At 51.9% G+C, this 23,952-nt stretch carries 23 protein-coding genes; 9 read left to right on the forward strand and 14 right to left on the reverse strand.

What is annotated here, in order from left to right; translation table 11 throughout:
* Window positions 1-51 precede the first annotated feature (51 nt).
* The gene (misL, locus tag JSN25_RS05450) at window positions 52-2,856 is read right to left on the reverse strand and encodes an intestinal colonization autotransporter adhesin MisL (protein WP_087857232.1); all 2,805 of its coding nucleotides are present in this window, start codon (window positions 2,854-2,856) and stop codon (window positions 52-54) included.
* Between the two features lie 74 nt (window positions 2,857-2,930).
* Window positions 2,931-3,548 carry a helix-turn-helix transcriptional regulator gene (locus JSN25_RS05455; protein WP_038635555.1) on the reverse strand — a complete coding sequence of 206 codons (618 nt, stop codon included), beginning with the start codon at window positions 3,546-3,548 and terminating at the stop codon, window positions 2,931-2,933.
* A gap of 577 nt (window positions 3,549-4,125) precedes the next feature.
* Between JSN25_RS05455 and JSN25_RS05460 the strand changes: the two genes are divergently transcribed.
* The 3 genes from JSN25_RS05460 to JSN25_RS05470 all read left to right on the forward strand — a co-directional run bounded on the left by JSN25_RS05460 (window position 4,126) and on the right by JSN25_RS05470 (window position 7,198).
* Window positions 4,126-4,899 (forward strand): winged helix-turn-helix domain-containing protein, encoded by a 774-nt coding sequence (locus JSN25_RS05460; protein ID WP_085049165.1) that lies wholly within the window; start codon window positions 4,126-4,128, stop codon window positions 4,897-4,899.
* Window positions 4,896-5,360 (forward strand): hypothetical protein, encoded by a 465-nt coding sequence (locus tag JSN25_RS05465; protein ID WP_038635561.1) that lies wholly within the window; start codon window positions 4,896-4,898, stop codon window positions 5,358-5,360. Before JSN25_RS05460 ends, JSN25_RS05465 begins: the two co-directional genes overlap by 4 nt.
* 341 nt (window positions 5,361-5,701) lie before the next feature.
* Window positions 5,702-7,198: a C69 family dipeptidase gene (locus tag JSN25_RS05470; RefSeq protein WP_069323827.1), complete on the forward strand. Its 1,497-nt coding sequence runs from the start codon at window positions 5,702-5,704 to the stop codon at window positions 7,196-7,198.
* Window positions 7,199-7,234: 36 nt separating this feature from the next.
* Here the strand turns inward: JSN25_RS05470 and JSN25_RS05475 are convergent, their stop codons facing one another.
* The gene (locus tag JSN25_RS05475) at window positions 7,235-8,137 is read right to left on the reverse strand and encodes a LysR family transcriptional regulator (protein ID WP_204525509.1); all 903 of its coding nucleotides are present in this window, start codon (window positions 8,135-8,137) and stop codon (window positions 7,235-7,237) included.
* A gap of 104 nt (window positions 8,138-8,241) precedes the next feature.
* On the opposite strand from JSN25_RS05475, the gene JSN25_RS05480 reads away from it, so the two are divergent.
* The 3 genes from JSN25_RS05480 (at window position 8,242) to JSN25_RS05490 (ending at window position 10,737) form a co-directional block, all read left to right on the forward strand.
* Entirely contained in the window at window positions 8,242-9,249 is a 1,008-nt protein-coding gene (locus tag JSN25_RS05480; protein ID WP_204525510.1) for a zinc-binding alcohol dehydrogenase family protein, read from the forward strand.
* Between the two features lies 1 nt (window position 9,250).
* On the forward strand, window positions 9,251-9,556 hold the full coding sequence (locus JSN25_RS05485; RefSeq protein WP_042311525.1) for a putative quinol monooxygenase: 306 nt from the start codon (window positions 9,251-9,253) through the stop codon (window positions 9,554-9,556).
* A gap of 500 nt (window positions 9,557-10,056) precedes the next feature.
* Entirely contained in the window at window positions 10,057-10,737 is a 681-nt protein-coding gene (locus JSN25_RS05490) for a hydrolase (RefSeq protein WP_038635572.1), read from the forward strand.
* Between the two features lie 70 nt (window positions 10,738-10,807).
* On the opposite strand, the gene JSN25_RS05495 is transcribed toward JSN25_RS05490, so the two are convergent.
* On the reverse strand, window positions 10,808-11,584 hold the full coding sequence (locus JSN25_RS05495) for an SDR family NAD(P)-dependent oxidoreductase (protein ID WP_085049124.1): 777 nt from the start codon (window positions 11,582-11,584) through the stop codon (window positions 10,808-10,810).
* Between the two features lie 147 nt (window positions 11,585-11,731).
* Between JSN25_RS05495 and JSN25_RS05500 the strand changes: the two genes are divergently transcribed.
* Together JSN25_RS05500 and JSN25_RS05505 are read left to right on the forward strand one after the other, a co-directional pair.
* Window positions 11,732-12,676, forward strand: coding sequence for a LysR substrate-binding domain-containing protein (locus JSN25_RS05500; protein WP_121530043.1), 945 nt, complete (start codon window positions 11,732-11,734; stop codon window positions 12,674-12,676).
* A 25-nt stretch (window positions 12,677-12,701) separates the two neighbouring features.
* Complete coding sequence (locus JSN25_RS05505; RefSeq protein WP_069323680.1) at window positions 12,702-13,604, forward strand: carboxylate/amino acid/amine transporter; 903 nt, start codon at window positions 12,702-12,704, stop codon at window positions 13,602-13,604.
* Between the two features lie 26 nt (window positions 13,605-13,630).
* On the opposite strand, the gene nlpA is transcribed toward JSN25_RS05505, so the two are convergent.
* From nlpA to JSN25_RS05555, 10 genes are all read right to left on the reverse strand, one after another.
* Window positions 13,631-14,449: a lipoprotein NlpA gene (gene nlpA / locus JSN25_RS05510; protein WP_204525511.1), complete on the reverse strand. Its 819-nt coding sequence runs from the start codon at window positions 14,447-14,449 to the stop codon at window positions 13,631-13,633.
* A gap of 124 nt (window positions 14,450-14,573) precedes the next feature.
* A complete protein-coding gene (locus tag JSN25_RS05515; protein WP_199952753.1) occupies window positions 14,574-15,488 on the reverse strand; it encodes an Rpn family recombination-promoting nuclease/putative transposase in 915 nt (304 codons plus the stop codon).
* Window positions 15,489-15,699: 211 nt separating this feature from the next.
* On the reverse strand, window positions 15,700-16,443 hold the full coding sequence (dagF, locus tag JSN25_RS05520; protein ID WP_121529734.1) for a 2-dehydro-3-deoxy-phosphogluconate aldolase: 744 nt from the start codon (window positions 16,441-16,443) through the stop codon (window positions 15,700-15,702).
* Window positions 16,430-17,539, reverse strand: a complete 1,110-nt coding sequence (gene dgaE, locus JSN25_RS05525; protein ID WP_204525512.1) for a D-glucosaminate-6-phosphate ammonia lyase — start codon at window positions 17,537-17,539, stop codon at window positions 16,430-16,432. Before dgaE ends, dagF begins: the two co-directional genes overlap by 14 nt.
* Before the next feature lie 3 nt (window positions 17,540-17,542).
* Complete coding sequence (locus tag JSN25_RS05530; RefSeq protein WP_005121522.1) at window positions 17,543-18,403, reverse strand: PTS system mannose/fructose/sorbose family transporter subunit IID; 861 nt, start codon at window positions 18,401-18,403, stop codon at window positions 17,543-17,545.
* A complete protein-coding gene (locus JSN25_RS05535; protein WP_003023960.1) occupies window positions 18,400-19,149 on the reverse strand; it encodes a PTS mannose/fructose/sorbose/N-acetylgalactosamine transporter subunit IIC in 750 nt (249 codons plus the stop codon). The genes JSN25_RS05530 and JSN25_RS05535 overlap by 4 nt, the downstream gene beginning before the upstream one ends.
* Window positions 19,150-19,174: 25 nt before the next feature.
* Window positions 19,175-19,660, reverse strand: a complete 486-nt coding sequence (locus JSN25_RS05540) for a PTS sugar transporter subunit IIB (RefSeq protein ID WP_038635597.1) — start codon at window positions 19,658-19,660, stop codon at window positions 19,175-19,177.
* 12 nt (window positions 19,661-19,672) lie between these two features.
* Window positions 19,673-20,098 (reverse strand): PTS sugar transporter subunit IIA, encoded by a 426-nt coding sequence (locus JSN25_RS05545; protein ID WP_038635600.1) that lies wholly within the window; start codon window positions 20,096-20,098, stop codon window positions 19,673-19,675.
* Between the two features lie 120 nt (window positions 20,099-20,218).
* A complete protein-coding gene (gene dagR, locus JSN25_RS05550; RefSeq protein WP_204525513.1) occupies window positions 20,219-23,017 on the reverse strand; it encodes a transcriptional regulator DagR in 2,799 nt (932 codons plus the stop codon).
* A 90-nt stretch (window positions 23,018-23,107) separates the two neighbouring features.
* Complete coding sequence (locus JSN25_RS05555) at window positions 23,108-23,524, reverse strand: GNAT family N-acetyltransferase (protein ID WP_038635605.1); 417 nt, start codon at window positions 23,522-23,524, stop codon at window positions 23,108-23,110.
* 129 nt (window positions 23,525-23,653) lie between these two features.
* Here JSN25_RS05555 and JSN25_RS05560 point away from each other — a divergent pair, with 129 nt between their 5' ends.
* Window positions 23,654-23,947: a YicS family protein gene (locus JSN25_RS05560; protein ID WP_038635608.1), complete on the forward strand. Its 294-nt coding sequence runs from the start codon at window positions 23,654-23,656 to the stop codon at window positions 23,945-23,947.
* Window positions 23,948-23,952 lie beyond the last annotated feature (5 nt).

The following is a 23,952-nucleotide window of genomic DNA, read 5'->3' on the forward strand; positions in this document are numbered from 1 at the left end:
TAATAAAGCCGCCGATCGGTTAATCAGCGGCTTTTCCATTACTCACTTACATCAGAAATTATATTTCACGCCGAGCATACCGCGGGTATCGCTGTAGCCTTTGTCGCCAACCTGTTGGGCCACGTTGCTCCATACGTTGAGGCGCGGAGTGATTTGACCTTCAACACCCACTTTCAGCTCGCCGATGTTCTTCGTGCCGCGCATGTCGTTTCTCACATCGTCCATCTTCACGCTGGCAGTCTGCGTGTTATGGATCCAGTTGGCTTCGACAAACGGCTGGAACTCGCGAGATTTACCGTCATCGATGGCGTTATGGCCGTTGATAAAGGCTTTCACGCCCAGACGAGTCATCAGATTGCCATCGGTGTCATCCTTCACGCGGGTCCCGTTCGCTTCGCGATGGCTGTCGGCCTGCACGTCCATCCACACCACCTGCGCTTTCGGTTGCAGCCAGTAGCTATTGCGCTCGCTTTCGCCCAGTTTAAAGCTGTAACCGGCTTCGACCGAGGCGGTGATACCGCTGGATTTATATTTCTCTGTCGCCTGCTCCTGACCCATCACTTTGTTATCAAACCAGTTGTACAGCGCCCAGGTATCTACGTAGGTGCCGGTCTTGTCTGCGTCATTGGCATACCAGGTGCCGTACAGCCCCACGCTGTAACCGGTGACCTGACCACGAGAGTGGTAGCCGGTCAGGCTGGACTGCGTGCGGTTCTGGCTGTTGGCATAACCTGCCATCGCGCCAATATGCCAGCGGTCGAGGCCATCGCTACTCCATTGCGCCAGATCGCCGCCTAACTGTAAGACGTAGCTGTTGCTTTGGGTTTTCAACTGCCCGCTACCGTCTTTGAAGCGGGTATGCGCGCCAACGTTACGCATCCACAGGCTGGTCACTTTTTTCTCGCCCGTCAGCATGTCGACGTACTGCGTTTCACCCAGACGATCGTGCAGTCGGGTCATGAACAGTGTGTTAGCGGCATAGTTGTTCGCCAGATAACTGCCGGCTTCCGGACGATACTGTTGCTCCGTGACCGGCGGAACATGAGGCTCTTCCGGCTCAGGAATAACCGGGTCCACAGGATCGATCGGGTCCGGGTCGACCGGATCAGGGATAATCGGATCAACCGGGTCCGGGTCTACGGGATCAGGGTCAACAGGGTCCACCGGATCGGGCGGAGCAGGAATGAAGCTGGTCAGATACCAGTTACTGCCCTTCTGCACTACGTTATAGTCGTACGCCCCGGCGACAATACGGCTCGCTTTCTCAAATGTGCCGTCAGAGTTGCCAGCAACCTCGATTATCTCAATGCCTTCAACGGTCTGCGCCCCGGTACCACCAATGTTGTTCACCGCCACAAAGGCATTACCCGCTGTGTTGCCGAGCACTGTCAACTTATTGGTTTCGGAGGCATCGTCATTCAGAACGGTATTGAAAACCAGTTTGCCGCCATTCCCGGTAAAATCTTCGTTAATCGTAAGCGTCTGCCACGGTTCGCCGTCAGCATGGCCAAAGTTAACCACTGCCCCACTGTTCAGCGTCAGGTCGGTCAGCGTTGAGCTGTTGGTCATATTCCAGGTCGCATCGCTCATTTGCAGCGAGATGACCCCCGTCCCGGCGGTCGCGCTGGTGATATAAGACGCCCCGCTCCATAGTGAGTTGTCGGTCATGTTGAGCTTAATCGTACTGTTTTGCTGGGGCAGGCTGCTGGTCGCGTTTGTTCCTCCGGCAGCATGAAGATCGCCGTCGATAAGGAAGCGTCCACCGGCGGATCCGTCTACGGTGCCGCCCGTTTCGGTGCTGATGGCATAGCTTTCAGTACTGTGGTCGCCCACCATAGTAATCGCGGCGCCACCGGCCAGATTTATCGCCCCGCGTGAAATCGCAAACAGGCCGCGTGGCGCTTTGCTGTATGAAGCCGCTTTTCCAGAACTGTTCACGCTAATGGTCGCGTTGTCGCCCAGGTTCACGGTCGCGTTGGTGGAATAGACCGCATGCGCACTCGCGCCGTTAACCGTAATAGTGGCGTTATTACCCAGTTCCGTTTTAGAAGATGTGGCGGCATAAATGCCCGTTGAGGAGGCACCAGACGTCTCGATGGTAGCGTCATTGCCAAGCAGGATTGAGGAACCGCTCTGCCCGGAGCGAAGACCTTCAGAGCCGTCGCCGGTCGTCACAATATGCGCACGATCGCCAACGACAATCGTATTTTTGGCAAGCGTCGCATCTCGCATGGCATTGGCGGTGATACCACGCCCCTGGTTACCCGTCGTTTTGATGTACAGATCATCACCGACGTAGATATTAGCCGAGCCTATCCAGCCCTGGCCTATTGCGTTATAACCGGCGTTAATACCGTCACCATCCTGACCGTCTACATAAATACTGGTGCGATCCCCGGTGATGATAAAGACCGGGTTATCCGGCGTATTGGCCCCATGCGTGCGGATACCGTCAACATCTTTACCATTATTGGCGGCATTCTTTGACTGGGTGCGGATCGTCAGGTCGTCACCAAAAATAACGCCCGGACTACCCGTCGCGCTGTTCTGAATAACAGTAACAGAGTGTTCAAAAGCTTCAGCACCGGGTCCATTTAACGTTAATCCATTACCATAAACAGGAATGGTGCCCGCACTCCACTGATAAACATAATTTGGCATGGCGCTGGTTTTAGCGAAATTGGCATTGGCCTGCGCAGGGATTATTGCCTGCAATTCCGGGGGCAGACTGCTAACCAGACCGCTGGAAGGAAGACTATCAACATCAACCCAGGCTGCATGGGCTGAAAATACCATAGACGTTAATGCGGCTGAAACCGCGATGGCAATACGAGAGTAAGATTTGGGATTTGGCATATTAGCCTCCTGCTATCAGGCGTAGAGCGTCCACCACATCGCTAGGATGTGAAATAATAAAAATCAGAAATGCGTTATAAAATATTCGATAGTATTTGATGAATACTATGGCCCAACTTATCTTCAAGCCGGAGCTTATAGACGTATATTTTCTTAATATCAATATTATCTATTTGGGTAATTTGCTGAATACTTTTTCCTGAGACAAATCGCTTCAGTAATATCATTTCTGTATAGTTGAGTGTGCGCCCACGTTTACTGTTAGCGAGATGACCCGTAAATAATCGTCTCATCTTCTGATGCTGTACGTCATCATCATCATCAGAATATATAATGCCTTGTATTTTATTGCTTTTCGACAGCCAGTAGTTGGCTAACGGCGCCAGGTTCCGGTCCGCAATCAAAACAATATGCATACCGCTATACGCCAGACGATCAACCCATTTCGGGTCAGCGAACAGGCGCAGGTTGGGGAAGGAGAAATCCACAAAAATAAACCCGCGGGATAAATGGTTTTGATTATTAAGCAAAAGTTTTTCAATAACGCCTCGTTGTAGAAAACCGTTTCCCTCAGGCCAGATCGCAAAAGCGGCACGGTGACAGTAGCTGGCGCGTACCGCAGTATCCGGAAATAATTGACAGGATAATTCACAGCTTATGCAACGAATACTCTGTGATGGGGATCTGTTCATAAAAAATGACTCCTGTTATTTTTCCATAAATATTTCATCGGTAAATAAATGTGTCAATCCGACACGTATGACATTCCTTGTCAGTTAATAACAGCAACCCTAAAAAAATGTAATAAACTCTTGATGCGCTAATATGTACGTACGGTAAGCAATGCCATACCGCTAAGTTTTTTTGTGTTTTATCTCAGAATAACAATCTGGGCATTAGGAATTTTATGCATAAATTAAAACCCTAGGATAAATCTTAAAAAAGCACTATTTGCTAAAAAATAACCGATGTAAAGGTTACTCGTTAATTACACAATTCAGATAACTCAATCACCCTTGTTGCTCTGTGGATAAATATAATGATAACCCAGATAAAACTGTAATGAATTCTCATTATTTAACATTAGCTAATTCCCACCTAAGAAATTAAGTTAATAACATATTGTATTTGAAGGATTTTTACCCCCTAAGTGAAATTCTTATCTTAGATCATGTACAAAGATAGAGGCGTCTTATCGATTTGGATGTAAAATTTAAGGGGTGTGCAAGGACACGCTGTGATACGTTTTGGTTACTGAGGGCTGGGCAATTGTATCTTATCAATCAGTTGGTCGAATTTAATCCTGATAGCAAAAGTCTGGTCAATCGTCAGACCGGGCGCACAATACAACTCCAGCTCCCAGCTTCGCTCTGTTTTCTCTATTTAATTACTCACGCAAGTGACATTGTTTCCCAGAACACGTTGATGATAGTGGGTTGGGGAGAGAGAAATAATGTCACCAGCACCAACACGTTCTACCAGGCAATTCTGACGTTACGTAATGCGCTGGCGGAAGTGGGACTACCGCGTGATACGGTGAAAACTATTTCCCGGCGAGGGCTGAGATTGAATGAAAACACTCAGGTAGAAGTGATAACGGACCCTCAGAGTGACGTTTCCCAGTCACCGGTTATTGAGGAGCGCGCGCCTGCAAAGGTAATTCTTACCGCACCACAACAAACGACGCAGATCTCCTGGTGGAACATTTTATTTAGCGTTAGTGTTGTTATTGCTACTCTGGTTATCTGGCTGGTGTGGTATCAGACTCGCCCGGTTATGCCATTTAGTAAGTTTGTCTCTGTTTCCATGCAGATCCCTTCGCGGCAAAACTGCAAAATTTATTACTCTCCGAATGAGTACGACCAGCATGGCTATTTCAGTCTGATGCAACTTCATCCTTTTCTCTGTGAAAACAACAAACACGTGTTTCTATCCGGCTACCTCAAAGCAGAAAGGATGGTGGCATTTGTATGCGATAAAGATGCGCGGATTGATGCCCACGCATTTTGTACTACCCATTATTACTGGATGCGCGGGCAATGAAAAAAACACGCCACATAATCTTGCTCACTATTGGCCTGGCTACCTTGCTCGGTTCAGGCAGTTGGCTATGGTATTCGCGCTATGCCGAAAAGCCGCTGAATTGCGTTGGGAACGTTGAATGGAATATTGGCAGCAACCGCTTTGCCGGTACGGTTTCATTTCGGATGTACAACCAGGAAGGATTATCAACAATTACCGGTAAACTGTATGGGCGTAATACCTCAGACATCAGCAGGAACATCTATTTCAGCTACACCCAACAGCGTGATGCGCGGGTGTTACAGGCCATGCAAGTCGTCAAAACCTTCGCCGACACGGCCGATGAAGCGGATATCAACAATACGTTGCCCGGGTTTTATCGGCAGACCGGACGCAGCCTGAGCCTGGTCATGGAGGAGTATAAGGGCGCATGGATTTTCGCCAGTTCCAATGTTCCCTCGCTGTATTGCCGCAAAAGGTAACGTCATATCCGGAAACAAAAAGCACGGTGCTGCCACAGGATTCACTTTTGTCATCATTAACTTACGCGACACAGGTCACTGAATCCACTAATAAGCCATTCTATTCTTCACCGCGAATCAGGAAACATCCTGAATATCAGGATATTCGTTGCGTAATAATTAAGCGAAATGGACGTTTTATTTTGTCCAGAAGACTTCAACCTACGCATGAATATTTGGAGAAGACGTGGGCAGGGGCGTTTATCTCTCTCGCGAGACATGTCTGAGCATTCAGACGTTATCGCATTTCAGGAAACGGTATGTTTCCGGTGTATTTTTGGCGTACATATGAGGGATACGTAATGTTTACTTTTAAAAAGTGCCTGATTGCACTTTCAATAAATTTGGCGGTTGTTTCATCAGGTTTTGCTTGTACGACCCTGCTGGTCGGCAATGAAGCATCAGCGGACGGCTCCATGTTGGTCGCCCGTAGCGCAGACAGCGATGCCCTGAAAGCACAGCATTTTGTCATTCATCCGGCAAAACAGAATCAGACCGGGGTATACAGCACCAAAGCACATAATGGCGCGAATGATTTTACCTGGCCACTGCCGAAAAACTCTCTGCGTTATACCACCGTCCCAAACTGGAAAACTCAACTGCACGGCGCGACCGGATTTAACGAACTGGGCGTCGGTGTGAGTGGAACAGAATCTATTTTTGCTTCACCAAAAGCGCTGGCCGCCGACCCGTACGTTGAGGATAAAGGGATCACTGAAGACGATATCCCGGATATTCTGCTGTCGCAGAGCAAAACCGCACGTGACGCCGTTGCGCTGCTGGGACATATTGTTGAAACCGTCGGTGCGGGCGAAGGCTTTGGCGTTGCCGTCGTCGACGATAACGAGATCTGGTACCTGGAAACCGGCAGCGGCCACCAGTGGATGGCGCAGCGCCTGCCTAATAACCAATATTTCGCCACCGGTAATCAGGGCCGCCTACAGGATTACGATCCTAAAAACCCGGATATGATGGCGTCAAAAAATCTGATTCAGTTCGCAACGGAAAAAGGTCTGTACGAACCGGCGAAAGATGGCAAATTCAACTTCTCTAAAGCCTATACCCGTGATGACGAGCGTGACCGTACGTATAACGATCCTCGCGTATGGACCATCCAGAAAACGTTCAATCCTTCCGCAAATCAGGATATGGCCAAAGGACGTGAATTCCCGGTCTTCATGAAGCCAGAGAAGAAAATGACGCTGGACGATGTAAAAGCCGTGCTGCGTAGCCACTATGAAGGCACCAGTCATGACCCGTACACCAACGGCCTGAACGGTAAAGAGCCGTGGCGTCCGGTCAGCGTCTTCCGCACCTATGAAGCGCACGTTATGCAGGTACGTCCGTGGTTGCCAAAAGAGATCGGTGAAACAACCTACATTGGTCTGGGTATGGCCGATCTCACCGCCTTTGTTCCGTACTACAGCGGCCTGAAAGCATATCCGGCCAACTATACAATGGGTACAGATAAGGCTGACGATCAATCCATCTACTGGAAATATCGTAAATTGCAGACGCTGACGATGACCGATTATCCGAAGCTCGCGCCAATCGTCAAAAAGGCCTACAAAGCGTGGGAAGATAAAGTGGCGAAGGAGCAAAAAGAGGTCGAAGCAGAATATCTGAAGATGGCGAAAACCAATAAACCTGCCGCAGATAAAATGCTGAATGACTTCAACCTGCGCATAATGGCTGATGCAGAGAAGTTAACGGAAGATCTCACTAATCAGTTGTTTACCATCCGCACCAAAGACATTCAGTCTGATATTTTCTTTGCTAACGCAGCGAAAAAAGACTAAGTCACACCACAGTAATGTACTGGCGCAAAGCGTATCTTAGCTCTGCGCCAGCATTTCACATCGCGCCTTCACGGCGTCATGCAGCAAGCGTACCGCCGTTGAAAGCTGCTTACGATGCGGGCAAATCATATTCAGCGGGACTTTCTCTCCCTGATAATCCGTCATCAGCAGCTGCAATCGCCCTTCGCGTACATCCTCGCTAATATCCAGCCACGACTTGTAGGCAATCCCCTCACCCGCAATCGCCAGCCGTCGGATCACTTCGGCATCATCGCTCATAATCGTGCCGTTGACCTGCACACTGCTGACCTCGCCGTCGTGCGTAAAGGTCCAGCAGTCGTGCAGGCGTCCACGTAAGACAAAGGTCATGGCGTTCAGTTGCGCTAAATCTTCCGGGGTTTTCGGCGCTCCGTTTTGTAAAACCCAATCCGGGGACGCCACCAGCACGCGTCGGTTACCCGGCGCAACGGGCAGCGCAATGTATGACGCATCTTCGGTATTGCCATAACGAAATGCGACGTCGACAGGATCTTTAAAGACATCCGTCACCTGATCGGAGAAAAAGATCCGCAAACGCAGCGCAGGATAGCGGCGTCGAAAAGATTGAAAGACCGGCAGCAGCAAATTCCGCCCAAGATCGGAAGGAACGGCGATTTGCAGCGTGCCAGAAACTTCATCTTCCGGGGTCTGAATTTTTTGCAGCCCGGCATGCATCACGTCCAACATCTGGCGGGCATAGGGCAACCAAATCTCGCCTTCCGGCGTCAGGCGCAGGCTGCGCGTGGAGCGAGCGAACAGGCGGATAGTCAACGTAGACTCCAGGCGCTTGATAGCAGAACTGACCTGAGCAGGCTGAACGCCGACTTCGCGCGCCGCATTGCTAAAACTATTCAGCGCCGCGGCGCGGACAAACAACGTGAGATCTTCAAGCCGGAACATTTTCACTCCCCGAGTATAAGTCCTGTCGCCGTAGGGCTATTTTTCCCGTTCTGCTGCCGGTTTACCATCGAATTATTCAACTGATTCCTGTGACCGGAGAGACTATGAAAGCCATCGCCATTACCCGCGCCGCGACCGACGGCAATAACATTGAATTTTTACAAGAGATTGACCTGCCCATGCCAGTTGCCACAGGACATGACCTGCTGGTTGAAGTAAAGGCCATTTCCGTCAACCCCGTTGATACCAAGGTCCGCGAAGGTTTTAACGCTGATGTGCCGCGCGTGCTGGGCTGGGATGCCGTTGGTGTGGTGAAGTCCGTGGGCGAAGCCGTTACTTTGTTCTCGCCTGGCGATGAAGTCTGGTACGCCGGGGCCCTGGGACGTGCGGGCAGTAACAGCGAATTTCAGTTAGTTGATGAACGAATCACCGCGCTGAAACCGCGATCGCTGGATAACGCCTCTGCGGCAGCGCTACCGCTGACCGCAATCACCGCCTGGGAAATGCTTTTCGACCGCCTGGACATTGAGGAAAACGGCAACGAAGGCGATGTGTTACTGATTGTCGGCGCGGCTGGCGGCGTGGGTTCTATTCTGACGCAACTGGCCAGTAAGCTGACCAAAATGACCGTCATCGGCACCGCATCACGTGCGGAAAGCCAGAAATGGGTACGTGAAGCGGGCGCTCATCATGTGATTGACCACAGCAAGCCGTTGACGGAAGAGCTGGCACGGATAGGTATTAAAGAGGTGACACACGTTGCCAGCCTGAACAATACCGAACAGCACTACCAACAAATTATTGCTGCCCTGGCTCCACAGGGGAAACTGGCGCTGATTGACGATCCGCAAACCCTTGATGCGCGTCCGCTGAAAGCCAAAAGCATTTCGCTGCACTGGGAGTTTATGTTTACCCGTTCGATGTTTACCACCCACGACATCATTGCCCAGCATCAGCTATTGACCCGCGTGGCCCAGTTGATCGACGACCACACCATCCATACCACGCTGGGTGAACATTTTGGCGCGATCACGGCGGCGAATCTGCAAAAAGCGCATGCGCAAATTGAAACGGGTCGCTCGGTCGGCAAGATTGTGCTGGAGGGGTTTTAACATGTCTGATGCAGAAGTGATTTCAATTATTGCCGTACTGAAAGCCAAACCAGGGAAAATCGATGCACTGAAACAGGCGCTACAAGCTCTCTTACTGCCCACGCGCCGGGAGGAGGGCAATATTGAGTATGCGTTGTTCCAGTTACGCGACACGCCAGATGTATTTTATGTGCGCGAATCCTGGCGCGGTCAGGCTGGCCTGGACGAACATATCGCCCTGCCGCATTTCCAGTCGTTTGTATTGCAAATGAACGATCTACTGGCCGAGCCGCTACGACTGGATTATCTGACGCCTATAGAGCCGTAATATTAATACCGTGCTCCTCTGCTGTTCGGGGGAGCACAATAAATATCAACTTGAGAATTTACTTAACTCAATAATAACTTAGAAAATAAAATAGACATGATCATTATCCTCTGGAAAACTGTGGCATTAGTCACAAAATTGACATTGAAGATATATCGTTAATATTCATTTTATTTCACAATAATAATAACCATATAAAAATAAATCACTCAGAAACACCCGCCGAATCTTCATCCCCTTACTTCCAGTACACATCATAAAATAATGTGAATGCAGAAATATAATTTCATAATAACAAGTATTGTTATTTTAATGGGGCAGGAGGAAATTAATTCACTAAGGCAATTCTGATAAAGATAGCTTTAGCCTCCCCCTGAAATTAACCATGAAGATGTCAATAATGGTTAATGAACTGTAGAGCAAAAATGGATATCGCCCAGGCGATTTAGACTTTACTGCAGGTTAGATAGCCTGCAAAAAGCAACAACAAGGAATGGATCATGTCTACACCCGCTAATTTTAATGGCCAACGCCCAGTGATTGATGTCAATGACGCAGTTATGTTGCTTATCGATCATCAAAGCGGCCTGTTCCAGACCGTTGGCGATATGCCAATGACTGAACTGCGTGCAAGAGCTACGGCTCTGGCAAAAATCGCCACCTTATGCAAAATGCCAGTGATTACCACCGCCTCTGTGCCGCAGGGGCCAAACGGTCCGCTTATTCCGGAAATTCATGAGAACGCGCCTCACGCACATTATGTCGCACGCAAAGGTGAAATTAACGCCTGGGATAACAAAGAGTTTGTTGCGGCAGTAAAAGCGACAGGCCGTAAGACGCTGATTATTGCTGGTACCATCACCAGTGTATGCATGGCATTCCCGGCCATCAGCGCGGTAGCAGAAGGTTATAAAGTCTTTGCCGTCATCGATGCTTCCGGTACCTACAGCAAAATGGCGCAGGAGATCACCATGGCCCGCGTCGTACAGGCTGGTGTCGTGCCGATGGATACTGCCGCGGTTGCGTCTGAACTGCAGAAAACCTGGAATCGGGAAGACGCAGCGGAATGGGCTGAAGTCTATACCAAAATCTTCCCGGCTTATCAGTTACTAATTGAAAGCTATACCAAAGCCCAGGATGTTGTGAAAAATAACGAGCTGCTGGACTCTCAGCGCGCTTAACTTTTCCGATCTTGCACAAACGCCTGTTTCGTATAAGCAGGCGTTTTGTAATGCGCAGCATCAGCCCCTGTCAGCTATTACGTCCAGCCATAACACCGCCATCGACATCCCAGACAGCGCCAGTCACCCAACCCGCCTTGTCTGACAGCAGGAACGCGACGGTTTCGGCAACGTCAAGCGGCTTACCGACCCGACCGATCGGGTGGAAACTGTCAAAGCTGTTCATCACACCTTGTACATCTTCTTTCGGGATAAACCCTTCATAGATGGGGGTATGCACGACCGCTGGCGAAACGGCGTTCACGCGAATCCCATGCGCACCCAGCTCAATAGCCAGATTTTTGGTTAAAGCATGCAGACCCGCTTTGGCCATCGAATAGGCCGATGAAGGTGTCGCGCCCACCGCTTGTTGCGCCCACATTGAACCAATATTCACGATGGCGCCGTTTATATTGTCTGCCAACATATTGCGTACCACATCGCGGGTGATGAAAAACGTCGCCCGATTGAGGCTCATATATAGCTCATAATCTTCAACTTCATGTTCAGTAAAAGGTTTCGGGAAAAACACGCCAGCCGCATTCACTAACAGGTTGATGTCTTTATGATCAGCATTCACCGTTGCCATCACCTGCCTAACCCCCGCTTCCGACATCAGATCTGCCACAATGACGGAGACGTCACCCAGCTCCGCCAACGCCTGACGGGCCCGTTCCGCTTTCTCGGCGCGGTTGCCTACCAGCACCACGCTACCGCCGCCCTGGAGGATCAGTTTCGCCGTTTCGAACCCCATCCCACTGGTCCCACCCACCACTAATAATTTCTTTCCGGCAAAGAATGCGCTCATCGTTAACCTCGTTTAAAGAATTCGTTGACGCGCTAAAGATGCCACTCAGCTCAGGAGTTGACGACTGAGAAGAAATAGCATCTCAAGAAAGAAAATCTATCTCGATGGCGTATACTGGAAACAGTTAATAAGAATGGAAAAAAGCAGATGCGTTCACTCAATCGGCTAAAATGGTTACACGCTTTTGAAGCCACCGCCCGCCATGGCAGCTTCACCGGCGCGGCGCAGGAACTGGGCGTGACGCCTGCAGCCGTTGGTCAACTGGTGCGTGCGCTGGAAGATTGGGTAGGCCATCCACTGTTACATCGCACCCGCACGGGCAAAGAACGTCTCACGCTGGTCAGCGAAGCACAGGACGCATTGCGCGACATCACTCTGGGACTGGATAACCTGGAATCCGGACTCAACAAACTGCGCGGCCGTCGGGCGCGCTCGGTGGTGATCATTACCGCGTCGCAGGTCCTGGTCATGAACTGGTTGATGAGTCGTCTCAATCGTTTCTCACAAACGCATGAAAACATCGAATTACGTTTGAATGTGACGGAAAAGCTGATGGATGTCGCCCACGGCGAAGCCGATCTGGGCGTACGCTGCGGCAAAGGTGACTGGCCCGGCGTCAATAAAACCTGGTTAATGGATGAAGAAGCCGTTCTGGTCTGCAGCCCACGAATGGTACCGGTAGATAAAATCGCCTGCGGGGAATGGCTGGCCGCGCAAAAGCTGATCCACGACGACACCCCCCACCCCGGCGCTCATTTTCCTGCGTGGGATGATGTCTTGCACGCTACCCATGCCCCGGCCGTCCGCGACAGTGGACTGCACATTAACTCCACCTCTGCGGTGATCCTGGCGGCAATCAGCGGTCAGGGGGTGGCTATCGTTCGTCGGGCACTGGTTCAGCAGTTACTTACCGACGGACAGCTGGTGCAACTTCACCCCGACACCCGTTGGCCGCTGACGTGGTCATACTACATCGTCACGCCGCAGCATGCGGTAATGCGTCCGGAAGTGAAAATCTTTAATGACTGGCTGATTGCGGATGTGCTGGCAGAAATCGCAGCTATCTCTGCTATGATGCCTGCACACAAATAAAACAAAACAACATGCCGAGGGAAAGATGGGTTCCACCAGAAGAGGGATGATGAACGTCCTGATTGCCGCCGTATTATGGGGAAGTTCGGGCGTTTGTGCACAGTACATCATGGAGCAAAGTCAGATGTCATCTCAGTTCCTGACCATGACGCGTCTGATTTTCGCCGGACTTATTCTGCTGATGCTCTCCTTCGTTCACGGCGACAAAGTATTCTCCATTATCAAAAACCGCAAAGACGCGGTTAGCCTGCTGATTTTCTCGGTGGTAGGCGCGCTTACCGTACAGTTGACCTTTCTGTTAACTATTGAAAAATCTAACGCCGCCACCGCGACGGTACTGCAATTTTTGTCACCAACCATCATCGTGGCGTGGTTTTCCGTAGTACGTAAAGCGCGACCAGGCATTTTGGTGCTAACCGCGATCCTGACCTCGCTCATTGGCACGTTCCTGTTGGTCACCCACGGTAACCCGACATCGCTGTCTATCTCACCTGCCGCGCTGTTCTGGGGAATTGCCTCCGCATTTGCCGCCGCGTTTTATACCACCTACCCTTCAACGCTTATCGCGCGCTACGGTACGCTGCCGGTTGTTGGCTGGAGTATGTTAATTGGCGGGATGATCCTGCTGCCGTTTTATGCCGGGCAGGGAACAAACTTTGTCGTTAATGGCAGTTTGATTCTGGCATTTTTCTATCTGGTGGTTATCGGTACGTCACTGACGTTTAGCCTGTACCTGAAAGGTGCGCAGATGATTGGCGGCCCGAAAGCGAGCATTTTGAGCTGCGCGGAACCGCTAAGCAGCGCGTTGCTGTCTCTGCTGCTGTTAGGCATTACGTTCACCCTGCCTGACTGGCTGGGCACGATGCTGATCCTCTCGTCGGTAGTGCTGATCTCAATGGACTCACGTCGCCGCGCCAGAGCGGTTTAACCCCAACCGGCGCGGCAACGGGTTAATTACCAGCCCGGAACCGCGCCGCCGTTGAAGATGGATTCCGCCGCTTTTGCCACTTCCGGTGATTGATAAGATTGCAGAAATTCTTTCACGTTTTCGGCATCTTTGTTGTCTTCTCGCGCCACCAGGATATTCACATACGGCGAGTTCTTATCTTCGATAAATACGCTGTCATGCACCGGGGAAAGTCCGGTTTGTTGGATATAAGTGGTACTGATAATCGCCACATCCACTTTCCGATCGTCCAGTACGCGTGGTAGCTGCGCGCCTTCCAGCTCCATGATATTCAGATGCCGTGGATTATCAGTAATATCCAGTGCCGTAGGCAGCAGGCCTGTCCCCGCTTTCAGGGTGATTAACTTTTCTTTTTGCAGCAACAACAGCGCCCGCCCAAGGTTGGTCGGATCGTTAGGTATTGCAATCGTTGCGCCGTCTTTCAGTTCTGCTACCGTTTTGATTTTCTTCGAATAACCGGCCATTGGAAAAACAAAGGTATTTCCCACCGCCACCAGCTTATAGTTATGCGCTTTATTATCCTGTTCAAGGAACGGACGATGCTGGAAGACGTTGGCATCCAGTTCACCATGATTAGTGGCATCGTTGGGTAATAATGAACCGCTGAAGCCCACCAGCTCGACGTCCAGGCCGTATTTCTCTTTGGCTACTTTCTTCGCGACCTCCGCCACGTCCTGCTCTTCGCCGTTAATCACGCCCACTTTAATATGTTTCGCGTCGTTGCTCTGCTGATCGCACCCTGCCAGCAATAATCCCGCCAGTAATACCACCGTCCCGGCTGCAAAATGAGGTATCTTCAGTTTCACGTTTTTATCCTTTTAAAATAACCGCCTGATGAGTAATGAAATGACTATAGCGGGAAGGCCACTGCGGTTTAAAAAACGAAAAAGCATCAGCAAGAAGAAAAAAGCATAATGGAAAAAAGGATAATTAGTCAGAATGTGCCGTGAGCTCATCAATGGAAAGCCCGGTAATCATCAGCACCAGTTCACGATCGATGCCCTTCTCAAGCATGGCATGGGCGATCCGCAACGCTTCATCCTTTTTGCCTTCGAGTTTGCCTTCCAGCAATCCTGTTCTTCGCCCCGACTCACGTAAGCATTCTGCAATCGTCATTAATCTCTCCTTATGCCTGGGAACACGCCTGGCAACCTCGCGAATAAACGCTTCAAAACGCGGTGCGCTGCCGGACTGTACCAGGTAATTAAATAGCGTTTCTACCTGACTGTCATTAGCGTGTCCCTTAATCAGCAGAGCAACCAGTTTATCGACCAGCACCATCAAATCGCGCTCACGTATATGCTTTTGGACAAGTTCCAGTAGCGCCATGCGCCGATGCTGCATAATCTCGTCATCAGACACCACTGTGATGTCTACCAGCGGGAAAGCCGCGCCATAAAGCTGCCGCGCAGTTTCTGAATCGTCAAACTCATCCAGCCAGCACAGTGAAAAAGGGTACGGGCTAGCAACGCCATGATAAAAAAGTATCGGCACCACTAGCGGCAGCGTTTTGTTTCCGGCATCAAGATGGCTCTGCATCGCGGCAATGGCATAACGCATCATCCGGAACGCCATATGCGCATCCGGCGAACTCTGGTGTTCAATCAACGCATAGATATAGCCTTTTCCAGTCCTTGTTTTTAGTGACCACAGTACATCGGAATAGCTGACACGCAGGTCTTCCTCAATAAAACTCCCGGATTCCAGCTTCAGTGTGTTCAGATCGCAAAGTTCACGCAATGACGCTGGGAGATAGGTATCAAGAAAATCCCTCGCCGTTTCTGGATGGTTTAAGAACTTTTTAAAAACTGCATCATGCGGGGTAGAAGTTGTAGGATTTTTCATGGCGATCCGTCACCAAAAGCACAAGATGACGGAACCTTACTCGCCAGCAGCGCAACCAACATCAGGGAAACTATTCATCTGCGAGGCGCTTTGGCGAATAAATACCTACTTTTGCAATGTATTCATTTTCCGGGAATGGTGTTCGCAAAAATGCCCGGTGAAACCTAACGCTTACCAGGCATCTTTTATGCGCCATCCGGCGATAGCAACATCACACCATCTCTTTCACTATCTCCATTAACCTGGCGACATCTTCAGGGCGGGTATTACCCGTTTGTGGATCGATAATCGAGCTGTAAACATGCGGCATCACGCGGGGCACTCCCGCCTCCAGACAGGTTTTCAGGATAATGCCGAAGTTATCGAGATCGATCCCGCCCGTCGGTTCAATCAGCGTCATGCCGTTGCGCGCAGCGGTCGTCGCCAGCGCATACAACTCAGGCAGCGACCGCTCTCCCCCCATGGGGAAAAACTTCGCCGCGTGCGCCCCTGAATCCAACATCATCCGTACCGCTGCATCACAGGAAACGCGGGCAGGCGTGCCCTGGCTACTGCAAACGCCCGTCGAGATCAGCACTTCCCCCGGTGTGCCCGTCGGGCTGACCAGCGCATTGATATGGGTTTGTTCGCCGCCCGTGGCCGCCAGCGCCCCTGCCGCAAACCCGCAGCCGGTAAAGGTCTGGTTGACGTGCGCCGGGTGAACCGCTGAGGCTATCATCGCCGCTTTGTAATACTGTGCCGGGTCGCCAGCCCCCAATCCGACGGAGATCGACGGCACCTCCGTCATCCAGCGTTTAACTTCCCGAACGCCCTCATCAACTGACGTAAACTGCGCGGAAAGCACGCCGATCACCGCATGGCCTTCAGCGGCATCATAGATTTCCCGGGCATTGGCGATATCCTTCGCCAGCACGTTAATGGCCACTTTATTCCGATAAAAATTAATGTGCTGCATGGTCTGCAATCTCCTTTAATCGCGCTACGATCAACGCCATTTCCCCTTCTGCGACCGTACGCGGGTCAAGACTAAAAACGCCCTGATGAAGGTTGTAACGACGAGCGTAAATCGCGATATCGCCCCCGCGAAGTTTTGCTTCGACAGCATAAGCATCCTGCCCCAGCGTCTGCGCGTTCACGCGGATCCGAATCCGCCAGATGGCGCGTCCGGCTTCGTCCTGTTCGATATCGGCGTCCAGTCCGGGAATCGCTGATATCGCCTGTGCCACGGGCTGGAGTTCCTCAGCAGTCACCACGACCTGCCCCTGATGATAGTTTTCCAGGGCATACACCAGCCCGACCATATTCTCTTTGCCGATTTTCATCGCCCGGGCAATCCCGTGGTGCTGCGCTTTACACGCAGCAATCCACTGTTTCTTACCGGTGATAAACCCGGAGGTCGGCGCGTTAAAGGCTTTTGCCCCGCTGTAGACCACCATATCCGCCCCTCTCGCCACCCAGGCGTGTAAATCCTCCTCGGCGGCGGCATCAACAATCAGCGGCAGGTTGTGAACCTGCGCGACCTGCACAAAATCCGCAATGCTCAACATGCCCTTCTGCACGCAATGGTGCGATTTCACGTACAGCAGCGCGGCGGTGTTATCGGTAATCGCGCTCTCCAACTGCCAGCGGGCCGCAAGATTACTTGAGCCGACTTCCACCACGCGACCACCGCCCAGGCGAATAGCGCTGGTGATTGGCGCCCCGTAGTCAACGTTATGCCCGCGCAGCATGACCACTTCATTCGCCATACCTGTGCTATCAGGCATTAGCGAGACTCGCGCCGGGTCGCCGCGGGTAATGGCTGCGGCGACAGAGATAGCAATACCCGCCGACGCACAAGAGGTGATATAGCTGTCCTCCGCGCCGGTATAGCGGGAAACCAGCTCGCCGGTGCGGTCCACCAGCCGATCGATTTCAACAAAGGATGAGGCCGCCCGCGCGGTGGCCTGCATCACCTCCGGCGCTACGCTGGAAACGCCCAGAATCGTCATCTTGCCGCAGGCGTTAATGACCTGTTTTAGCCCCAGTTGTTGATAAATATTCTGTGTCATGGCTTACAGCACTCCCAACAGCGAACAAACCACGCTGAGCGCCACAATTGACAGCAGGATCGTGGTGTAACGTGGCCCTTTCTTCACCAGATAAAAGTAGATGGCGAACACCGCCGCCAGCGGCAACAGGCCGGGGGCAATAGAGTCGAGAATTTGCTGAACCACCACTTCAGAGCCTTTCAGGGCGCTGAGTTTTAGCGGGGTGGTGATCTTGACGTAACTCGCAGAAAGCGCGCCCATCATGATCAGACCCAGCACGTTAGCACCGTAGATAAGCTCCTTAATTCGCCCTCCCTGCAGCAGACCGATAATCGAGTCACGCCCCAGCGTATAACCTTTGTGGACCATGCCGTAGCTGATTGCCAGCGTAATAGCAGGATAGAGAATTAACGGTACAATTCCTCCCATCGCGCTGCCATTGGCGGCGAACGGGATGAAAATAGCAATTAACAGCGGCATAACGGCTGCCCAGATGATGGAGTCGCCCATCCCGGCCAGTGGTCCCATTAAGCCAGTTTTAATCCCGGTGATCGAAGCGTCGCTAATCGGCTCGCCGCGCGTTTTCTGCTCCTCCATCGCAATGGAAATCCCCTGAATCACCGCCCCGAACGTTTGCTCCGAGTTGAAGAAGTTCAGATGGCGTTTCAGCGCTTCCACCTGCTCCTCTTTTTGCGGGTATAGTTTTTTGATGATCGGTGTCATCGAGGCGCAGAAAATCAGGCTTTGCAAACGCTCATAGGAGCTGGAAACTTCCGCACCCAGCCAGTAGATAAACCAGGCTTTGGTGATATCTGCTTTGGTCAGCGTGCCGCTTTCACGTGCACGCTCCACCAGTTCATGCTGCATTACGTCGCTGCTCATCATGCTGCTCCTTCATTTTTCGCCAGACCTTTAATCAGGAAGGCCACGCAGGTACCAAAGATTGCCATCGCCATGATGTCCACCTTCAGGTACAGCACTGCAAAGAATCCGCCGATAAACCACGGCAGCAGGCTCTTTTTACCGATCACCATAATGGTGATGGCAAAGCCCAGCGCCGGCAGAATGCCGCCCATAATTTCAAAGGAGTGTGTGAGCCAGTGCGGCATCAGCTTCAGGAAGCTTTCCACCACGTCCTGACCAAAATAGTTAGCGGCAAAGACCACCGGGAAACGCAGCACCAGCCCGAGTAACGCCGGGTAGAGGAACGCACAGCGCATAATCCCCGCCATGTTGGCCGTTTCCGCGTGCTTGTCGGCCATATGTACCCACGCGGCGTTTAACGTACGACGCAACTGGTCGAGGAACACACCGATAACGCCAAACGGGATCGCCAGTGCGATGGCCAGGTTCGGGTCCATTCCGGCCTTCACGGCGATAGGAATTGAAATACAGGCAGCCAGCGCCGGATCCGACGGGACGTTGCCGCCTGGCGTAGAGGTCACGCCGAGGTAAACCAGTTGCATACCTGCGCCAATGATCATCGCCGTTTCCATGTTGCCTAACAGCAGGCCAACGAATACGGCAATCACCACCGGCTGTAGCAGCATGGCGGAAAAGGTGTAGCCAAGGCGTAATCGGGCAAACCAGTAATACAACCCCATCAGGCTTGCAAAGACTAAAGTATCCATAGTTAAGTACCCTGTTATCAAAGAATTAGAATTTTTTCAGGATATCGTCCAGCGACTGCGGCTTATCTTCCGGGATAGTCTGGAAGAACACCTGAATCCCACGATTTTTCAGGTCGCTCAGAATGCCGACGTCCTTTTCATCCAGCGTGATGTTCTGGAATACCGCTTTGCGGTTTGGCCCACCGCCCAGCCCACCGACCTGAATGGTGGAGACATCAAAACCCAACTGGACCGCCTCCAGGACCGCCGCCAGAGAGGGGAACAGCACCAGGACCTTGCCGTCACCAAGCTGATTTTCTTTCCATGCGGCGGCAAAACTCTGGTTACCAAAGCAATCCACTTTGATATTTGGCGGCGCTGCCATCAGGTAGATATTTTTCATAAATGGGTCGGCGTCCAGCTCATCGCTAACCACCGCAATCCGGTTTGCCTGAGATTGTCCAACCCACTTAGTCACAACCTGGCCATGAATCAGACGGCTATCGATACGACATAAAACGATGTTTGCCATGATGTTTAATCCTTATTGTGATTGTTGTAATTGACGTACGTGAGCAACAACGTCCAGGCAGCTGCTCCGCCCGGCCTCGACCAGTTCGGCCACACAGGCGGTCAGTTGACCGTGCTCGCGTTTGTCCAGCGCCTCCAGTAACAAAGAGGCATTCAGCCCGGAAATGACTGCCACCGGGTAATCGGCGCTCAGCCGCGCCGCAACATTAGAAGTGGTGCCGCCAATAAAATCGGTCAGGATCAGTGAGCCTTCCGGCATGGCTTTCACCACGACTTCGACGCGCTGATAAAACTCCCCGAGCGTATCAACGGGCATCAACGCAATTTCGGTCACGCCTTTGATTTCGCCCATCACCATGCGCAGGCTGTTGCAAAGCTGTTGCCCCCAGCCGCCATGGGTCAGCAGCAGGATCTGGGGCAAGGATTCAGTGGTAGTCAAAATGGCCTCCTGGCTCGATTACATAGACATAGGTAAACAGAGCAAAGGCTGTGCCAGAATTTGTGTCACACGGGGGAGTTGTGGATGCTGGCGGGGCGCAAAGCCCCGCCAGACAAGAGATTAGCTATACAGCAGTTCGTAGATATAAAAATATTCCGCGTCCGATAAGCGAATGGCATAGGCCTCTTCGATCGGCAGGAAAGCCGATTTAATGACACTAAACGCGCGGATATCAAGATCCGGCTTGTTCTCTAACGCCATCTGTAACGGTTTGCGGTTAATCACGATACGCTCAACCATACAGCAGCAGTGGATCAGGAAGCGCAGTGTCACCTGGCGGCTCGGTTTTAGCGAAAGCGCGGTGGTCAGATGATTCAGCACACCTTCCATCTCTTTCAGAATGCGCTGCGGGTTAAGCACCGAAATGTGGTTAATGATGCTTTCCATGGTCAATGCGCTGATGAAACGCATTGCGCTGCGCTCCATCTCCAGACGACGCTCACTGCTGGAGAGATCCGGCGTCAGCAGGCTGAGCACCAGTTCGGGTCCCTGCTCGGAGAACAGCTCCTCAAGCGAGATAAACGGAATGTCCGGCAGTCCCGGCTGGAAAGTACCGACGATCCCCGCCAGACGCTCGCTGGCGTTAATCGCCTGCTGAACGCGCTCCAGGCTGCGGACTTCGTTGTAATCGAGGATCACCATCCGCGTGTCCTGCGACATCAGCTCGCCGAAGCTCTCCTCCAGCACCTTTTTGATTTTTTCCGCCATACCCATACCGGTAATACAGGAGATGACCAGCACTTTGCCGCTGTTTTCCTGCTGCGGCGTACAGAGCTGACAGGGAATATTTTTGCGCTGCATTAATGCCGCCAGCTGCGGTAAATCACTGGTTTCATAGTTTAAATCCAGTCCTACCTCCAACAAGCTGGTGAGCGTAATATTTGGCATCAACAGAACGTCTATCTGGAATAGTTTGCTGATCGTGCTGCCAAAATGGACCAATGAGCCAATATCCACCATCAGGATCAGTCGGCGATATTGCCGGGCCTGGATCATCTGCGTCAGGGCTTCCAGCGTATCATGCACCGACTGCTCGAAAGGCATATCGATAGCGCTGAACAGCTCGCGCTCCAGCACGCGATTCACATACTGCGCCTGGCTGGTGGCGGTCGTCGCGCCGTGAGCAATCAAAATCACCCCGCAGTCCGGGCTGGCGTCAATTCGTTGGCGGTAATGCCGACACTCTTTGAGGAACAGACACAGCCAGACCACCTCCGTCGCTGGACACTGAATATGCAGCAGTTCGTTGATTTTTCGGCATAACAGCGTGGCGTTTTCGTATTCATCTTTACAGCGGTCGAGGATCAGACTGGAAGAATAAAGCTGGGGAATAAGCCCGCGCTGCACGTAGCCAATCAGCGCCAGAAAGTGTTTGCGCAGTGGGTTAACCAGATTCTCCGGCAGCGTGAAACCAAGCACTTGCTCAACGCAGCCGATCAGCAGCGTCACGCGTTCTTCTATCTGATCGCCATAGCGCGGGGGATGCGCCACGCTGTCGCGGCTGTAGAGACCGTATTCAAAAATCGAGCTGAGTTTGTTTTTAAGTATCGCCAGGGTTTCAGCTGGCGGAACATTGCTGTTACGCAGGTTGATATATTCCCGGGTCAGGAAGCTGTAAAAGAGATCGCTCTCTTCAATTTCGGCTCCGGTCGCCAGCGAATTTTTCAGTGCGGGCAGCGTACGGGCGTCGATGCTCAGATGCTCTTTGCCTTCGAACAGCGCTCCCACCAGCAGGCGTTGTTCCGGCGTGGCGTTAAACGGCATTTCTGCCAGACGTTTATCCAGCTGTAGCGTATCGCTGTGTTCCGTCATCCCCGAGGCCCAGGCCTGGGCGCAGAGAAACTGAATGTCGCTCTTGAGCTGACCAATATTGCCTTCCAGCGGCTTATTCAGCAGCCAGAGCAGCAGGGTACGGTCGATGCTTATCGTGCGTTCGATTTTACGGCTCTCACGCTGTAAAAAGCCGACGATAAGTTCAACCTGCTCTTCCACCGAGCGCTGGCGGATGCCGGGTAAATCGATGCACACCTGAATACGTCGCTGGAAGGTGCGCAGCAGCGCCGAGCTGACCGGTTCGGTGGTCGCACAAATCAGACGGACCGAAATTGAGCGCGCCACGGCGCTGGAACCCAGCGGTCGGTATTGGCCTTTGTCGAGAATTGAGAACAGTTTTTCCTGACCTTCATACGGCAGACGATGCACTTCATCGAGCAGCAGATAGCCGCCGTCAGCCTGCTCGACCAGCCCCGGTTTATTCTCGTTTGCGCCGGTAAAGGCCCCCTGTCGATGGCCAAATAAATGTGAAGAGAGCAGCTCCGGGTTATGGGCGTATTCCGCGCAGTTAAAATAGACCAGCGGTGGCGGTGTTCCCGTCGCGCGCTCGCAGGCAAAACGGTGCATCAGTTCGGCGAAAAAGGTTTTGCCCACGCCGGAAGGACCGGTCAGCAGAACGTGCAGCCCGTGGGGATAAAGCACCGCCGCGCGGCCTTTTTCCACCGCATCGCGCAGGCTGCGATCGTAACCAATCAGGCCGAAAAAGGGATCGTCTGTCGACTGGGCTTCCTGAACAGGCAACAGATCGGCAACGGTTTGCACTTCGCGCTCGGACTCATCCAGTTTGCGTCCCAGCAGCGTTTCAATCGTCTGACGATGCAGAAAGAATACCGGACGTCCGCGACTTTTAATCGCCAGACCGTCATTCCAGAGTTGATTGAGATCTTTACTGACCGAGTTACGCGCCAGCCCAAGATTAAAGCCGATGGCCTCCGCGGTGAACGCCGTTTCCTGCGCCAGTTGGGCAAGATTCAGTCCTCGCGTCAGCCGTTCCAGCTCTCCCAGTATTATCTCAATCCGTCTCATCTCTTTACCGCTTAAGAAATAAATGATTGTTCAGAACATACACTATTCTGCTGCGCAAGAAAGTGAGGCGGCATCCAGACCTTCCGGTCATCAAAACGTTTTCGACAAATAATGGCGCGCGGCACCGGTTTCCGGGAAGTTATCGAGGGTCATTTGCAGCTGATAGCCGTTTTTCTGATAAAACGGCAGCGCCTGGAAACTCATCGTATCCACCAGCGCATGCAGACACCCTCTCTCACGCGCGGTTTGTTCCGCCGCCTGCATCAATTTTGTGCCGTAACCGCCTTTACGCAGCGAATCATGCATCCATAAAAACTCAATGCATAGCCATTCGCCTTTAATTTTGCCGATCAACCCGCCCAGAATTTCATTGTGCTCATCGCGCCAGTACACCGCCAGGTCGCCAAAATTGGTGGTTCTGAGAAACTGGCGATTGTACGCACGCAATCCGGCCAGCAGCGCGTTTTGATCGTCTTCGGTAACCGTATCGGTAATCTGTATTTGCATCCTATCCTCCTGAAAAACTACAACGTCTGGCTGATTTAGTTTTAGGCATTAACACAGGCTGATGAGTGAGTCGTATGCCGTCTACACTTACTCTTGAGATGATGCGCATAGACAACAAGGATTATTATCATGAAACGAGTCATTTTTCCGATTATTGCCGTCCTTTTCACGCTACCCGCACTGGTACAAGCCGACTCGGCGTATGGCGGACTGCAGGCAGTACACGAAAAAAACACCGTTATGAAGGACTTACGTAAGATTTGCACCCCGCAAGGGTCGCCGTCGGATGAGGTGTGGGAAAAAACGATTATGGCGGATACGCGCAATCAGCAGCACATCCGCGAAGCCATTCTGGCAATACAAAGAAATAACCAGAACAACTACTGGGAAGCGCTTGGCAAAGTGGAATGCCCGGATTTATAGGCGTA

The organism is Citrobacter cronae, assembly GCF_016893685.1.
GTDB classification, from domain to species: Bacteria; Pseudomonadota; Gammaproteobacteria; order Enterobacterales; family Enterobacteriaceae; genus Citrobacter; species Citrobacter werkmanii.

Coding starts and splice junctions, on each gene's coding strand:
- JSN25_RS05530 (WP_005121522.1), bottom strand. CDS start 18,403: ATGATGAGCAGCGACGTAATGCAGCATGAACTGGTGGAGCGTGCACGT.
- JSN25_RS05555 (WP_038635605.1), bottom strand. CDS start 23,524: ATGCAAATACAGATTACCGATACGGTTACCGAAGACGATCAAAACGCG.
- JSN25_RS05455 (WP_038635555.1), bottom strand. CDS start 3,548: ATGAACAGATCCCCATCACAGAGTATTCGTTGCATAAGCTGTGAATTA.
- JSN25_RS05560 (WP_038635608.1), top strand. CDS start 23,654: ATGAAACGAGTCATTTTTCCGATTATTGCCGTCCTTTTCACGCTACCC.
- dagR (WP_204525513.1), bottom strand. CDS start 23,017: ATGAGACGGATTGAGATAATACTGGGAGAGCTGGAACGGCTGACGCGA.
- JSN25_RS05515 (WP_199952753.1), bottom strand. CDS start 15,488: ATGAAAAATCCTACAACTTCTACCCCGCATGATGCAGTTTTTAAAAAG.
- JSN25_RS05465 (WP_038635561.1), top strand. CDS start 4,896: ATGAAAAAAACACGCCACATAATCTTGCTCACTATTGGCCTGGCTACC.
- JSN25_RS05485 (WP_042311525.1), top strand. CDS start 9,251: ATGTCTGATGCAGAAGTGATTTCAATTATTGCCGTACTGAAAGCCAAA.
- JSN25_RS05540 (WP_038635597.1), bottom strand. CDS start 19,660: ATGGCAAACATCGTTTTATGTCGTATCGATAGCCGTCTGATTCATGGC.
- dagF (WP_121529734.1), bottom strand. CDS start 16,443: ATGCAGCACATTAATTTTTATCGGAATAAAGTGGCCATTAACGTGCTG.
- JSN25_RS05505 (WP_069323680.1), top strand. CDS start 12,702: ATGGGTTCCACCAGAAGAGGGATGATGAACGTCCTGATTGCCGCCGTA.
- misL (WP_087857232.1), bottom strand. CDS start 2,856: ATGCCAAATCCCAAATCTTACTCTCGTATTGCCATCGCGGTTTCAGCC.
- JSN25_RS05535 (WP_003023960.1), bottom strand. CDS start 19,149: ATGGATACTTTAGTCTTTGCAAGCCTGATGGGGTTGTATTACTGGTTT.
- JSN25_RS05480 (WP_204525510.1), top strand. CDS start 8,242: ATGAAAGCCATCGCCATTACCCGCGCCGCGACCGACGGCAATAACATT.
- JSN25_RS05495 (WP_085049124.1), bottom strand. CDS start 11,584: ATGAGCGCATTCTTTGCCGGAAAGAAATTATTAGTGGTGGGTGGGACC.
- JSN25_RS05500 (WP_121530043.1), top strand. CDS start 11,732: ATGCGTTCACTCAATCGGCTAAAATGGTTACACGCTTTTGAAGCCACC.
- JSN25_RS05470 (WP_069323827.1), top strand. CDS start 5,702: ATGTTTACTTTTAAAAAGTGCCTGATTGCACTTTCAATAAATTTGGCG.
- JSN25_RS05490 (WP_038635572.1), top strand. CDS start 10,057: ATGTCTACACCCGCTAATTTTAATGGCCAACGCCCAGTGATTGATGTC.
- JSN25_RS05475 (WP_204525509.1), bottom strand. CDS start 8,137: ATGTTCCGGCTTGAAGATCTCACGTTGTTTGTCCGCGCCGCGGCGCTG.
- dgaE (WP_204525512.1), bottom strand. CDS start 17,539: ATGACACAGAATATTTATCAACAACTGGGGCTAAAACAGGTCATTAAC.